The sequence below is a fragment of the Maribellus mangrovi genome (genome assembly GCF_037646455.1).
GTDB classification, from domain to species: domain Bacteria; phylum Bacteroidota; class Bacteroidia; order Bacteroidales; family Prolixibacteraceae; genus Draconibacterium; species Draconibacterium mangrovi_A.
The window spans coordinates 147,770-164,274 of record NZ_JBBIXN010000007.1 but is presented as its reverse complement, the minus strand read 5'-3'; the positions used below and the strand labels follow the sequence as shown (position 1 = coordinate 164,274).

Annotated in this window: 5 protein-coding genes; all 5 read right to left on the bottom strand. The window is 42.1% G+C overall.

Going from position 1 to position 16,505, the window contains the following annotated elements:
• Positions 1–31 precede the first annotated feature (31 nt).
• The 5 genes from WFY05_RS20620 to WFY05_RS20600 all read right to left on the bottom strand — a co-directional run bounded on the left by WFY05_RS20620 (position 32) and on the right by WFY05_RS20600 (position 16,464).
• Positions 32–2,041, bottom strand: a complete 2,010-nt coding sequence (locus WFY05_RS20620) for a family 43 glycosylhydrolase (RefSeq protein WP_340114829.1) — start codon at positions 2,039–2,041, stop codon at positions 32–34.
• A 120-nt stretch (positions 2,042–2,161) separates the two neighbouring features.
• The gene (locus WFY05_RS20615) at positions 2,162–5,614 is read right to left on the bottom strand and encodes a LamG-like jellyroll fold domain-containing protein (RefSeq protein WP_340114828.1); all 3,453 of its coding nucleotides are present in this window, start codon (positions 5,612–5,614) and stop codon (positions 2,162–2,164) included.
• A 334-nt stretch (positions 5,615–5,948) separates the two neighbouring features.
• Positions 5,949–10,478, bottom strand: a complete 4,530-nt coding sequence (locus WFY05_RS20610; protein WP_340114827.1) for a LamG-like jellyroll fold domain-containing protein — start codon at positions 10,476–10,478, stop codon at positions 5,949–5,951.
• Positions 10,479–10,802: 324 nt separating this feature from the next.
• Entirely contained in the window at positions 10,803–13,535 is a 2,733-nt protein-coding gene (locus WFY05_RS20605; RefSeq protein ID WP_340114826.1) for a glycosyl hydrolase, read from the bottom strand.
• 133 nt (positions 13,536–13,668) lie between these two features.
• The gene (locus WFY05_RS20600) at positions 13,669–16,464 is read right to left on the bottom strand and encodes an RICIN domain-containing protein (protein WP_340114825.1); all 2,796 of its coding nucleotides are present in this window, start codon (positions 16,462–16,464) and stop codon (positions 13,669–13,671) included.
• Positions 16,465–16,505: the final 41 nt, after the last annotated feature.

Sequence of the window (16,505 nt, the reverse complement as noted above, 5' to 3'; positions counted from 1 at the left end):
GTTTTTAAAATTCGTCGATCAGAAATTGCTTCTAATTTTTTATGATCTTCTTAACAAAGGATTTCTGAGCCGTTTGAATTCTAAAAAAGTAAACCCCTCCTTTATAGCTACTAATATCTATCTTGTTAACACCTCTGGTCATTTCGAAGTTACTAATTTTTTGCCCGGTTTGTGTAAATACGGAAATCAGGGCATTGTCTTCACATTCAATGGTAAGTTCACTGGAAGCCGGGTTGGGATAAATGAGAACGTTTCCCTTATCATTCAGGTTATTAACAGAACTGGGACTTCCTTTTTGGGTGACCACAATCGTTTCAGATATTCCACCGTTCGATACCAGGTAAATCCGGTTTCGCCGGTCAGCGGCATCCGGGTTTTCATCGTAAATGAGTTTTAAGGTGTCGTTTTCTATACCCGAAGCATCCACACTCATCCATGTATCGTAAAATACCCTGGTACTCCACAAACCATTACTTTCCACAAAAATACTGGTATCGATCCCGGCCGAATGTTCAATCGTAATTCTTTTTTCAGAAACCGATAAAGTTTCCTCAAAAGGAATCATGTTCCACCGCAAATAGCTTTGCGTACCCGCTCTTCTCAGATAAAGTTTATTATTGCTATTTGTAAGTTGAGGAAGTCCCCAAACAACATCTTCAGTTGACGGGTAAATGATGGTTTGCTCATTCACAGTTGTCAGAGTGCGAAAACGTTGATTAATCGAACCATCATAATTTGAAGTGACCACCAGATTCGATCCGTCTGCTTCGACATACATTTCCGGATCGGCATAGTTTTGGATGGTATATTCACCACCGCCGAGAGGATTAAAAACCCATTTCTGGGTATTTAATAAACTATCAGGAGTATACTGATAAAGTAAAGTTCCTTCGTTTAAGGAATGAGAATAAACATCGACAAGTTTATTGCTGTATACATTTTCGACGTGATAAGCACCTTCGTCCACAAAATCGAGCGAAATTGAAGGCCAGCCATCTTCTCCCCAAACCAGTTTAGCCAATCCAAGAGTCGGCCCTCCCTGGTTGTTTACATCCGGGTTGGGGTAAAACCCGTTCGGATCGTAATAATGAAATGTTACGTAGTCGACACCATTTTCGCTGTACATTCCAAAATGTCCCGGACCGTAATATCTGTCGTCCTGTCCGCGCGAATTATCGTGTCTGAAAACCACAGTTCCGCCACTGGGCTGAGCGGTTAAGCGCAAGGCTTTTCCTTCTTTGTCAACGAACGGTCCTCTGGGGCTCTTCGATCGTCCCATAACCATGTAATAGGTGCTGGCAATACCGGCACAACATCCGCCTTTATTGTAAAAAAGATAGTAGTAACCGTCGCGGTAGATCATCGAGGCTCCTTCGCCTTCTCCATAATTTGAACTCTGCGGACCTGTCCACGAATTGGCGATACTTTTACCGGGCAGGTTACCATCGTATGTTTTTGGTTTTCCGGAAACAGAATCAATTTCGGTCACCACTATTCCTTCTGCATTAAAAGAACCGTAAACCATCCATATTTTGCCATCAGGCCCACGCATAAGCGAAGGATCGATCGCGTTTAGTGCCAGTCCAGGCTGGTACGACCAGATTCCGAGAAATCCGACATCAACCCACTCGTAATCCGGATCGTCAGGATTCAGGGTTTTATTCGTAACACAGCCAATTGTTGAGGTCATTGTTCCCCATTCGGAACATGAATAGTACAGGTAGTACTGGTTGTTCATGTAAATAATATCGGGAGCCCAGAAACCTCCCTGGAAACCACCAACAACATCATTGATCCAACTCGGATAAACCGTTTTTGTAAAAGGAGTGGGGCCGGATCTCCATGTAATCAGGTCTTTTGAATAAATGCTGTAAATCCCGTCACCTGTTCCAAAAATCCAGTAGGTATCGTCGCACTTTACAATGCTCGACGGATCGTGAATGCCTGCGGGCCAACTCTGTCCCGAAACAATTAATGTAGAAAAGATTAGAAAGGCGGATAAAACGACAGTTTTAATATATCTTTTTAATATCCAATTCATAGTTTTTCAGTTTGCAATAAATTAAGGTTGATCTCGCTTTTGAAGCAATTCAATGACCCATAACACAAATATAGAATTTTCGGTCATCCTATTATCTTCCTTCAATTCTATGATCATATCTTATTTTGATTTAATAACCTTAAAGGTTCGGAATGATTTTTTATTTTCAACTTTCATAATGTAAATTCCTCTGTCGCGAATCGTTACAGTTTCAAGGCTGCTCTCAATTTCTTTCTTAAGAACCAGCTTTCCTGTCAGGTTGTAAACAGTGATCATACCACGACCTCCGTCTGTTTCCACCTTAAAGTCGCCGGATGAATACGTTGGATATACTTTGATTGAGCCTGAATTTAAATCTTCGATAGCGGTAGCCAAAGTATAATTTACGGTGTAGGTATTTATTGTTACACCATCCTCGGCCATTACTTTTATGGTAGCTGTTCCGGGTAACGCGCCTGGATCAGTTACTTCAACACTTGCATACTCGTTGCTTCCAACTGCAACTAATTCGGGCATGGCAGCGCTATCCAGTTCCACATCGTATTCAAAATTATTCGGTTCAAATCCCATAACTGTGCTATCATTTACCTGAAGATCGGATAAAGTAGCATCGGATGACAGTTCATACAATTCCCAGTTATCGATATAACCGGTTCCTGAATTAAAAAATACGCCTTGCGACGATTTCAAGGTATTACCTGTTCTGAATGTAAAGTCCACATCCTGCCATGATTCTTTTTCATTGACTTCGTGGTAAATATCTTCTTTGGTTGCATCCCATCCGTACACCCCCAATCCTACACCCGGATTATTGGTGGGCAATTCGCAATCATCAACCAACATGGCTTTCATTAATTTTACCGCATCAGCTAAGGCTTTAGTTTGCACAGCAGAAGAGCCCAGTCCTGTAATTTCTTCTCTTTGATTGATCCCATAAGGCCAGTAGTGAACAGGCGAGGGGTTATTATCTCCTGAAACGTATTGTGAAGATCCTCCGGTAATAGACTTTATCATGTTGTTTCCATTACTTCCGGTCCATCGTCCGTTAACCATTGTACTTTGCCATTCTGAGGTTGTCCCTGAACCAAAATAATGAGCCATTTCATGGATGGCAGTTCCTACCCACATGTAACGTGGATTGGCTCCAAAACCGATCTCGCCATGATACCCGGCTTGAGCTGTCGGAATACCGGCATTGTATACAACCCGTATGTTTTCGATAAATGGCGTGTATTTGCTGAAATAGTAGCAGGCGCTGTCCATAGCCGTTTTTATCATCCTGTATTGATCTGGAAATGCTGCACTGTCGAAAGCCATGGTAAAGGTAACTTTACCCATATTTTCACCGGTTGTACTGACCTTGTAGATTTTTGCCTTCATACGATAGGAAGAATTGCGCTTAAGTTTACCGGTCAGTTGTCGGTCTAACGATCCCGAGCCACTTATTTTCCCACTTCTGCTTCCGCAATACACAAAATCAGGATCGGAATTAATGCTCTTGCTTCCCCAGCCATCGCTCAAATACGAGTTGCAGGTCGGATCAACAATAAGGTTTTCCCTTTCCGGAAATAAGGGAGTGAAACATTCGTCGTTTCGTTCGGCAAACACCTGTATGCTGTCTGTAGCAGAGCCACTGGTCAAATAAATAAAACCGGATGACGAGGCATTGCCGTTAAAAGTTACCGTTACCGTTTCTCCCGTTGTGTTAGCTGGTAGTGAGGCTGCCGAAAGCGAAATGCCTTCGGGTGCTGATAAGGTGATTGTGGTACTAAGGTTGTACCCATTAACCTTAAATTCAGCGCTTGTACTGATCTCGTCCACTGAGACATAATCTACCGATGCTTCAATGGCAGGATCAGAAGAGCCAGTCACCAGTAAACTGTCTTTAACGTCACCGCTTTCAAAATAAATATATCCTAAAGCAGAATTTGTACCGGTGAATTCAATCGTTAAAGCAACTTTATTCGCATCGGCGGGTAACGTCGATTGGGAAACCGAGAATCCCTCAGGACTGCTGATTGAAATGTCTTCTTCCAAACTCACTCCGCTAACTGTAATGTTTTTTGATCCCGGGCTTTTGAATTCCAGTGTAGACTGAGACAAATAAATGGAGGGTAGGGCATACATTTCCCAATTATCGATATAACCGGTAGTTCCGGATAATCCGTAATTATTGAAGAAAATTCCCTGATTAGATCCAAGCGTGGATCCGGTAGTAATTGTAAAATCTATAACCTGCCATGAGCCGGAGGTATTGAACGTTTTTACAAAATCGCCCTGTCCGGCCGACCATCCAAACATTCCGATCTGGAATGCTCCACCGATGGTATAAACCTGGGCTTTTATTCGATAAACTGTATTCGGTTTGAGTTTTCCGGTTAAAGGTACATCGAGCGATCCCCCGTTTGATCCGGTAACTTTGCCGCTTGTAGCTCCGCAATATATGTAGTCCGGATCGCTGTTGATGCTTCTGTTTCCCCATCCGGTAAAAGCTGATAGCATGCTGACATACGGATCAGGGACCAGATTTGTTAAATCGGTGTAAAGTGGAGTAAAACAGTCGTTTGAATAGGATCTTACGGGTAATTCCAGGAAGCCTTCTCCGCTTGTAAATGTGATATTCCCATCAACAGGTGTTGTTCCGTCGTAGGTAATTTTTACTTCTGAATTGCTGGCATCTGCAGCCAGTGTTGTCGGATTTACTGTAATTCCGATAGGTGTCGAGATTGTAATTACAGTATTAAGATTTAATGCGTTAATCGTAATTGTTTCTTCTTTGTGGTTACTATCAAATGCCAGAGATGATACAGATGCAGTGATTATTGCCGAAGATTCGGCCCCGGTTTGATATAAAAACAGAACCTCATCGTCTGAAAGGGCTTTGTTGTAAATGGAATATTTTTGAGTGTAGCCTTTCCAAAGTTCATCGCCGCTATATCCGCTTTTACATAAGAAAGCATTAGCGGTACTTACTGCCGAAAGTTTGTTCGATCCGGTTAATGGTGCTGACCCCACTTTTTCGCCGTCGACATACAAGCTTACCGTAGTAGCATCAATTATGCTTATCAATTGATGTAACTGCCCGTCATCAATGGTGCCGGAAGGATTATTAACACCGTCCTCGGCTGACCATGGTTCTGAAGTATTACCCGTTGAAATGGCCAGACGGCAGTTCCCTCCGTTCGAAGGAGAGGTGAAAATGTAGTTTGTCCCTTTCCAGCCATCAACATCTGCATCGCCAAAATAGCTTAACATGGGGTGACCAGTATTCTGTCCGGCTGATGATTTAAACCAAACTTCGGTTGTCAGTTCAGAATAAGTGTTAATCCCAATTTCACTGCCCGAAAATGACAGGTATCCGCCTGTAGAAGTATTTAAAGCTTTATTACTGACTGTGGCTCCACCCTGCAAAGTTCCGTCTGCCGATCCGATTACATCAACAGCAGTTCCATCATCAAATGTCCACTGATGCATCAGGTTCTCAGTGCCGGGATCCGTTTGACTTCTTACTGTTCCACAAATGAAAAGGAACATCAATAAAGCCGCCGTTTTAGTAAGGTTTGAATTTTTCATTTTTTAGAATTTGGTCCAATCAGTTTTCTTCCGGAGTGATGCTGCATAATTCGCCATTTTTTATCGGAATATTATTTTCAGATTAGGACTTTATATCTGCTGCAAAGTTATTTTTTGAGATAGAATAACAGGCAAACATTTTTAACTTTTACAGAATACAAATTCGTCAGAATAAGTGATGTATTTCAATAATCATAAATCAAGACAAAACAAAAGTTTGCCTCAAAGTATGCCGGCTTACAGGTGTGAAGAGAATATCAACAAAAAAGGGCTGTCGAATTCATTTTCGACAGCCCTTTAACTTGTTAACTACCTATGATTAAATCATCAAATCTTATCTTGTTTTGAAGACTTTAAAGGTTCTGAAAGATTCTTTGTTTTCAACCCTCATGATGTACATTCCCCGGTCGCGAACCGTAACAGTTTCAAGACTGCTTTCGATTTCTTTCTGAAGAACGAGTTTACCAGTCAGACTGTAAACACTGATCATACCACGACTTCCGTCGGTTTCCACTTTAAAGTCACCGGTTGAGTAAGTCGGGTAAACTTTAATGTTAGCTTCAACCGTATTTTGTACCGGTATCGCTGTTAAAAAGTCATCATACCTTTCAGCAACAGTTGCTGAGTCCATTGCACCTTCCCAGATGTTGAATTCATCAATTGTACCCATCCAGGTTGGGTCGGCAGAATATCCGCCTTTACAGAGCCATGCATTTGCAGTACTTAGTGCTGCAATAGAGTTAGGATCTGATACTTCAGCTTGGTCAACCAATGCACCATCAATATACAATGCAATTGTAGAATCAGTTAGTACACTTACAACATAATGTTTCTCGCCAACTGCAACCGGAGAACCGGTAACACCTTGTTCATTTAACCATGGTTCGGTAACATTACCACACGAAATAGCAGTTCGGCTTTCCGTCCAGCGATCAGGTGTTAAGAAATATCCATTTCCACCAACATCGTTCTCATTTCCACCAAAGTAGGCCATCATAGTCGCACCTGTATTATCAACATCGCTATAGATGTAGCTTTCCAGGGTAATTGCGTAGTAATTATTGATTGCGATATCGGCAGCGGGAAGTTCAATGTAATCTCCATTAGCAGCGGCAGTATACGCCCCGTCTGCGATTGTTCCGGCTCCCATAAGGGTTCCGTCTGCATCGCCAACAACATCATCTGCTGTTCCATCATCAAATGTGTAGGAATGCATTAAGGTCAAACCTCCTAAGTATTGTTTAGCATGTTTAGCTACGGTAGCTCCATCCATTGCTCCGGAGTAAATGTTGTATTCATGAACCTCGCCAAGATAAGTCGGATCAGCTGTATAGCCTCCTTTACACAAATAGGCGTAGGTAATATCAACCAGACTAAGTGAATTGTTTTCAGCCAATGCAGTAGTACCAGCCAGAACACCGTCAACATACAACTTAACTTCATCTTCGGTTACTATTCCAACCAAATGATGCGGATTACCATCGTCCATTACACTTGGAGTTGTAACACCAGATTCAACAGACCAAGGAGTTGAATCGTCCCCACAACTTATACTTGCTCTGGTATTACCACCGTTGCCTAAAGAAGTGAAGAAATAATTATAACCATAATTATTGGAAGCATTGGTATTACCGAAATAGGTTAACATGGTATTCGAACCATTGGTAGTTGTCGGATCATCCATCGTTTGAATTTCCACCGTGATTGCCGGATACATGTTAACAGCCATATCAGCCGCAGGGAAAGTAATATGATCACCAGCCTCTGAAGCAATATATGCACCACCTGAAATAGTACCACCAATCAGGGTTCCATCAGCATCTCCCACCTGATCAAATACAGTGGTATCTTCATAGGTACCTTCTTCGAACGTATAAGAATGCATTAAGGTGTATTCTGCCGGTGTACTAAATGTGATGCTGTATGTCATTTGAGTACCAAATTCGGAAGTAACCACAACATCAGTACTACCTTTACCTGAAGAAACATCTACGATGGTATCACCAACCGTTGTAGCATTTTCATCGTTTGGCACGGCAGTAACTGTAACCGTCTCTGTACCTGCAGGAACAAGTACCTCATAGCTTGTTACCTCAGGGTTGAATCCAGGAATAATTTCCCCAACATCAACAGTCAACGACGACAATGTTGCATCTCGTGAAGCATCGCCCAGGAATTCTATCGCACGGTCCATAATAGTGGCCTCATCCAATCCACCTTCCCAGAGGTTGTATTCATAAAGCGAACTGTTGTAGTTAGGATCGTTCCATCCATCAACTCCCCTGAAGATATTGGCTACATCGGTACCAATGGTACTGATATAATCCATTCCGTTAGTAGATGATTCTGCAATAATTTCTCCATCGAGGTAATACTTCAGCGATTCCTTGTCAAGTACTACAGCAACGTGGTGTTTCAGTCCATCGTCAATTTCGTATCCGGATAAAACTGCGTTAATCGTATTGTTTCCATTATTTGTTTCAACTCTGGTCTCGTTACCGGCTCTTGAAGGCTGAATCCAAAGACAACCGTTACCCGGAGTAGAAGTTCCAAAATAGGTTAACATGGTATAGCTTGAATTTGCCATGTTCTGAGCTTCAAGCATCACCTCTATCGTAATCTCAGAGAAAGTGTGAAGTGCCAGAGCCTCGCCATCCATAGAAATCCATCCCATACTGTTGGATGTAGCTCCACTTACCGTAGCTTTACCATCAGCAATAGTTATACTGTCGCCACCAATTGTTCCGTTAACCGAACCTACCTGGTCATAAACCATGTTTGCATCGTAAGTTCCGTCTTCAAAAGTGAACTGGTGTCTGATGCCCGGATACATATAATGAATTTTGTATTCACGGGTATATTGAGGATCAGAAGCTGCTACGGTAATGGTTATTACACCTGCACCATCTGAAACATCAATCGTTCCGGTACCTGTTACTGTTGCGGCAGCATCCATAGCTGTTGCAGCTATTTCAACTGAAGATACACCAGCAGGAATAGAAGCAATATATGAAGTGTAAGCAGGATCGAAAGCAGGTTTGAATGATGCACCGGTCATGGTGAGGGCTGAGAGGTGAGTTTCGTAGGCACTAACCACATCTTCCGGAGATTTAATGTTCCAAACAGTAAATCCTGCGGCATCCCAAACACCACCAGGAGCTTTGTCGCTGAACAATGCAGAACCAAGCTGACCATTGTTTGGTCCAACCATATTAGCTGTTGCACTGGCAGTTTGTCTGGCAACTGAAATAATCTTAAACCTGTCGGGCTCAAATTCATTAACCATAAAACGTGCACTGTCAGGATCACCAGGAAGTTCAGGATAAACCTCCATGTCGTAAACAGCACCTGAGTTAGAGAGAGCCATATAATGACCATCTTTGTTCATGATGTAATACTGGTCCGCAACACCGCTTTCCACAAATTGCCAGATTTGCGGAGTTGAATCATGAACGGCTTCAGCAAGTATAATCTGATTAAATGTCGTATCACCGCTTTCGGTGGCTACAAAACCATTAGTCTCATGTACGAGATAAACGTCGGTTCCAGGTTCGAAATTTGATTCAAATATCTCGAGCGTGTAACTCATTGTTGCTGAGCCATCTTCCGAAGTAACAGTGATTGTAGTTGATCCCATACCATCGGTAAGGGCAATGGTTCCGTCACCTGTAACACTTGCACCTTCCCAGTTTGGAACACCCGTAACATCAACTGAAGCACTTCCGGTAGGAACGAGTGCCACGTAAGCGGTATCAAACATATCGAAATCACCGATCAATTTACCGGCTGAAAGGTCTATACTTGATAATGTAGCTGCTGATTCTCCCGCTTCAGGGAAGACATCAACTAAATAAGTTTGTTCAGTGCTTCCATCCAGTGCTGTAACTACGATTTCCAGAACTTCACCAAGTTCCTTGTCAAATGTTAAAACTCCATCTGTCAGTTCTTCTCCCAAACCATTGTACATGGTTAAACTAGCTCCTCCAACAGTTGGTGTTGCAGTAAAGGTTACCGATGTAATTCCATAAGGTACTTCTACCTCATACAAATCATTATCGGAAGTAAAGGCTGGATTCAGAGTACCAGGTGATACTGTAATAGTATCCAGGGATGCATTGTAAAGATCGAGTCCTAAATATACACCGGCACGTTGTCCGATTGTAAATGCATCAAGTTCGCCATCGTAAATGTTGAATTCCAGAACAGAACCGTTATAGTTCGGGTCGGTCCATCCGTCGCATCCTTTGAAAATGTTAGCGATAACAGTATCAAGGTCTGGAATATGGTTTGTTCCATTGGTAGATACTTGAGCAACATTTACCCCGTCTAAGTAATATTTTACATCATCCGGGGTTAAGATAGCCACAACGTGGTGCGGATCACCATCATCCACTTCAGTCCCATCCAATTGCGCAACAGGAGAGGTGTTTTTGACTGCAACTCTCGATGCATTCCCATTAATTGTTGGCTGAAACCAGAAACTCCGGTCACCTGCATTATTGTTACCGAAGTAGGTTAACATGGTGTAGCCTGAGTTGGCTGATGGAAAGGTTTCAAGGTACATTTCTATCGAAATAGCATCGTAGGTATACAGTGCGATTTCTGCGGCATCGAGCGAAACGTATCCGTCGAACTGACCCGTAGCACCTGTAACTGTTACCTTTCCGGAGTCAATACTTACGGCATCACCGATAAGTTCGCCGTCAGCGTTACCTACCTGGTCGTAAACGATTGTCCCCTCGTAGGTACCTTCCTCAAAGGTATACTGGTGTTTTAGGGTTGCCTGACCAAAACTCATGGAAGAGGAGAGCATTCCTCCGACCATAAAAATTGTCATTAAAAGTAAGCGTAAATTTTTCTTCATAGTTGTCTAATTTAGATTTAACAATGTTTTTATCAGTTTTTATATCAAGAATTGGAAAGTTAAATTTATTAAAGTTTCTTAAATGTTTACATATTCACCTTTCAATAGTTACAAATTCGTCAGCATAATTTTACATCATTTTTATCGATATTTTTCAGTATTCTATATCGATTTAAAAATGAAGTTAAAGCTGCTGTCGATTCTGTCTTAAATATAATAAATTGTCTTTGCCCACTCAACTTTTCGCGCATAAAACGTTTAAACGCGCTTCTCAATATATCAAAATTCACCTTTTAGTTAGGCAACTAAATATACATTAAATGTTTAATCTACACTAATCAATTTGCCAAAATATTTTCCATCTGCTTTCATCAAATAAATTCCTTTTGGAAGCGATCTGATATTCAGTGAATAAACAACATTCGATCCCAGCATTTTTCGTCCGGTCATATCAAAAATTTCAATGTATGTTGGCGAAATAAAGTTAAAATATACTTCATCTTTTGCCGGATTGGGGTAAAATTTGATCGGGGATTCAGTTCCGATTTCTCCAATACTTGTTCCGATGTCGGGTTGATCGGTGGCCAAATCCATAACCATCCAACCAAAATCATCGGCTTTCATTTCTGATTCGCCACCCGACAATTCCCGTTGTTTTTTCAGCTCGATTCCGGAATCTCCGGTTAATGAATAGCGTAATGTAGAAGCGAAATTATCTTCTGAAGACAATAAACCTGCAAAAACAGCCGGCTCGGAGTAGCTGGAATCATAAACTATCTCGATGGGGATTGTTGAAATAAGTTGGCCTCCGTAATTTTTTCCAACCGTTATGCGCTTTCCGTCTATTCCCCCGGTGCCGGGTTCAACAGCCAGATAATTAACTATTTCTCCGGTTAAACTTGCCGTATTTGTTTCTTCACTTTTCAGGCTGATTTCAAATCCGGTGGAGGTCACGTTTCTAACGGCAACCGTGAGTGGATAAAAGTTTACCCGGGTGCCAACAGTACAAAATACTACCGGCGCTTCACTGAACGCTTCATCAAAGGTCACAGAAACCCATTCACGAGTCACTCCCGACACCGAACCGGCGTCGGCTTGCAGTCCGTTTAAATCGTGTGCACCGGCCGGCAGTGCCAGCGCCGAAAGAACCTCGGGTCTTCTCAATCCCGAATTTTCGATGTACGACCACGGAAAGAAATTAAACAGGAATTGTGTGGTTGAAATACTGCCTATTCTCTGGGTCATAGCTACATTGTTATTCATAGTTGGAATACCAAGCAAAACAATAGGCGTTGACGAATATTTTACGGGAAACACCGCTGTATTTATATCCGAATTGTCCACACTAAAATTTCCAACCTGAATTTCATCTTCACCTGCTGTTTGATAGTAAGATTCTATATTGGATGTCTTAAAATTTCCATCCGCCGTCTGCAACATTACCCGATACGAAATGGTACCGTAAATTTCCGGATCAAGCGGATCAAGATAAAAGTCTTCTGAAGGATCCTCCGTTGTAAAAGTGGTTTCGAATGCCCCTTCATCAATTTTCCTTTGCAGTATATATTGCCGGGAAAGTTCTCCGTTTGGATTCGTCCAACTTACCCGAATTGAATTTCTAAACGAAAAATACCGGTATGAAAGTTCAGGTGATTTGTAATTCCAGTGTGGTATTACTTCCTTCTTATTGTTGTATGCAATCTCCGATTTATTCTGTGCATAATACTCGCCTGCAAGTGTCAATTCTCCATTTAATACCATCGCGCGACAATCCTGCACCCAATCGTAAATGAAATAACGCTCGATGAAACTAGCCGTGTCCAACACCTGAAGGATTCCCTTCATGTCGTTCAATTGTTTTTGGGCATTGGCCGGTGTATATGCTTTGCTGTCATCGGGCCACCATTCGTTGGTCCAGTTCGCACCGTTGTTCCATTCCGTTATCCATAATGGCCGCCCGGTTTGTTCATGAATATATTTTAGGTCGTTGTACCAGTTTTGCGGCGATTTTCCTCCCCAGTAACAGTGCAATGCTACAAAATCGACGCGGTAATTCAGTTCGTCGCACTTATTTATGAAATCGAAAAGATTACCACCATTTCCTCCCCAGGGATTCGACCAGGCGGGCGAACCTATTCTTAAACCTGATTTCATCATTTCGGGCCACTGATCAATCATGGCCTGGAAATTCATGTCAGCCTGGTCCGGCCTGTCGGGCTCGTTAAACCCGAGAAGATGTGTTATATTCTGTTTTTCATTAATCGCACTCCACGAAGGCCATCCTCCATTTTGCCGAATAGCGACATACTCCACGTCACTCGACGAACTGCCTCCAATGTTCCAGTCGTAATAAGTAGGAGAGTTAATGTCATTTGGATTCCAACCGGCTTTCCCTTTTTTACTAACCCACTCGTATTTAAAAACTCGTATAAACGAAACAGAACCGAATAACTCTCCAGGCATTTCTTCAAAGAGTAAGTCTGCTTCATCGGCAATAAATACGCGGCTGTAACCACTTCCATCAGCGTTATTGGCAAAGGTTGCCATATATCCACGTTTCAATTTAAACGACTTGATGACATTATCGAAATCTCCCAGGTTGTTGTGATAGGTTTGAATTGAAAGTTGGGTAGAATTTCCATCGAAATTTTCTTCGGTATAAACAGTCAATGGCTTAAAAGAGCCGGGAAAAGGCATAATTACTGTTCCTTGCCCGTAAATGGCAACTCGCCCGTTCGAACCAACTTTCAGAACTGCACCATTAATCTTCACTGAAGAAGTATAGGTGGCAATAACCTCAGATGGCCTGATATTATCGAAAAACAACCAGGCATCTTCATGTTCAAGGTTGACGGTACTGTTAACCAATGGCGATTCGGCAGAAATTATATGTAATTCGATGGCCGAAGAAAGCACCCGGTCCTCATTTACCAGGTTGTCGACCATCTCCTTTTCAATGGCAGAAGCTAATAAGGTTCTGCTTAAAAATAGCCCTGCTAATAGTAAATATTTTGAAAATGATCTGGAATATTTGAATGTTCGTTTCTGTTGTGCCATAAATAATTCTATTATCGGTTTGTTTAGCTCAGTTTCAATTTCAGAATTTAGTCGTTTTATTTGAAAGTACCTTGTTTGAACTGGAAATCTTTATTTTTAAATGTTTCCGACATCGATTTTGATACTTTTTGTTTTAGTGTTGCATTACAATCTTTTTAGTTACTATTTCTGCTCCGTTGTTCAATTGAAGAATATAAGTTCCCGTTGGCATTCCTGAAACATTGATTTCTCCTTTCTCTTTGTTTCTTAATGTCTTCTGTAATACAATATTTCCATAAACATCGTAAATTTTCAAGTCCGACTCGCCTGGACTGGTAGCGGAATCATAATTAAATTTCAGTACATTATCGGCAGGAACAGGATATACTAAAAGTTTTGTTTTACTCACAGTCTTTACCGAAATATCCGTTTTAACATCTTCATAAATTGCGGAAATATCTTCACCGGATAATTCGTAATTGTATATCCTGAAATCATCGAGGTGCCCATTAAACAAGCGAATGTTTTTCTGGTCGCGACCAATATAGTTGAATATCGGTTTGAAATCAACAGGCCGGATTGTAACAGACGTTTCCTCTTTTATCAAATCACCATTCATGTACATTCGCGCTCCTGATTCTCCGAGGGTTACAGCAACATGTACCCACTCGCTTTCCGGCAAGGACGAAGCACTTAGTCTTTTCTCTGATCCTCCGTCGTTTATTACAAATCGCATAAAAGGTGTCAAATACATGTAGCCTGAGTCATCATTTCCAAACTCAAAAATACGTTGAAGAAGTGAGCCTCCATTCCAGTAAACCCATGTACTAATGGTTATCTCTTCCTGATTAGCGATAGTGGGGGGCAACTGAATAAATGCGTCATCTCCGTTTAGCGAAATTGCCTGTGCATCTACTTTCCCTTCAACATAGGCGATTTCGCCAAGTGTGGCCCCGTGATTCAGGTTGACACTGCTATCCAATGTATTCTCATTAAACATGAAATGTACCACAAGATCGTTTTCAGCTGTAGGAGTCGCCTCAATTTCTGCTGAATATGCTGAACTGTTTAACGATTTATCTATTGCTTTCACCGCATAAAAATACTGTACGCCGGCTGTGCAAGTGTTGTCGACAAATGCTGTTGACTTTACATTACGGGCAATGGTATTGTAAAATTCACCGGCAGTTTCGGAACGAAAAATGGTATATCCTTCTACATCTTCTTCAGTACTTTCTGTCCAGTCGAGGCGAACAGATGCAGCATTAGCTGTGGCAATCAGATTCGTTGGCGGGGCAGGGGCTTCGAATTCCACTGCAGCATCAACCGGGATTAAGCGCCAATGTTGGTTATGTCCACCATCAAGCTCCCATTGCTGAATGTTTGCTCCATTTGCAGTACTGTTGTTGGCTACCTCTAAACACAAAGCACTGTGTCGGCTTCGTATATAAAACCAGCCGTCTTCTGCATATTCAAGATACCACTGCTGGTTAGCTCCTCTGGTGTCATCCCAGATAGCTATGTTTCCTCCATTATCCAGCGACCAATTGTAAACATCAATCGATTTGCCGCTGTTTACGGCTTTTATCGAAAAATAACTGAAATCGCCACCAATCCGAGCGTTCACCGGAGTGACATTCCATTGCTGATAGCTGGCAGCTGTACTGGTTGCCTGTCTTACATTTGCTCCTGCAGCGCTTGATCCTCCCGCAACTTCCATTACTTTGCCGCTGTTCCGGTTTACAAGCAAGTATCTGCCGTTAATGGCCGGTTGTATATCATCACCCCAGGTAATGTTGATCACTTTTTCTGCATTGGTTTGTCCTTGCTGGTAACCGGTTCCACCCGGCATTTCCAGAATAAATTGTCGTTGAGGACCATAGCCGTCATAAAAAACATCTCTGTCTTTCGAAATGTATGTGTAAGTGGTTGTTACTGCCTGTCTTTCAGAAGAGCCGCAAAATGCCTGTACTTTACCATCTGTACCCCTGTAAACCGATGCCGCAGTCCAGTTAGGTCGATGTTCTGCATAACCCAGTCTTTCACCTCTTGTTGCTTTACAAAATTCTCCCCGGGTGTATTCAGCCCAGCCCCACCATATTCCGGTTTGCAGACCGTACTCCAGGCCAACCATAGCATCCATCACATTATGCATTTCGTCGGCAGTTGCATGATCATCGTTGGCCCTAACGGCCTCAAAGAATGCGGCATAAGTGTCAAAAATTCCTGCAAGCTGATGGGTATTGCCTTCTTCGAGCCCGGCCGGATTAAGGTAATTGTACCAGTATAAAGCTTCGTCGTTATTCAGTGTATTTCCCCCTGAAATTCGAATCGAGTCGAATCTGGAAATTTTATTCAGTTCACGAATAATGTTATAAAAATCATCAATAGTGCCTTGTCCCCAACCATAATCAGGTTCGTTAAACGGAGAAACTGTTACTACATTGAATCCGGCCTGCTGATGCATTTTTGCTGTTACATCAATCAGCTTTGCCCAATTAGCAGCATTCCCCTGAAAATAGGAATGTACGCTTGGGTGATCGCTGTTGAGCGATACCTTAGTATTTGGGCCCAACAAATCGTTGATAATTTTAATTCGTTCTTTTGTATAAGTCAAAGCATCGCCCTGTAATGCTGTATCTCCAAGCAAAGGGTTGGTTGGCATAAACGACGACCGGATGATGTCTACATTATCGTGGCCCATAAATGCCATTCCGCGAATTATATTGTTCTTGTCGCGCCAGGCCAAATCTAATCCCCAATTTACGTCTTTGTGTTCTCCAGCATCAGAAAGATTGAAATTGACCGTACGATCAGTAGGCGGGAAGGCTTGAATATTATCGCTGGTACTGGCAATATCATCAGTTTGATTAATATTTTGCGCTCCAAGCGGAATACTAAACGTTATCAGGATTAGCAAGATAAGTGTAGTTAGCTTTCTTAGTTTCATTGGTCTTATTTTATATTAAAACCGAAACAAACAAAATAGGT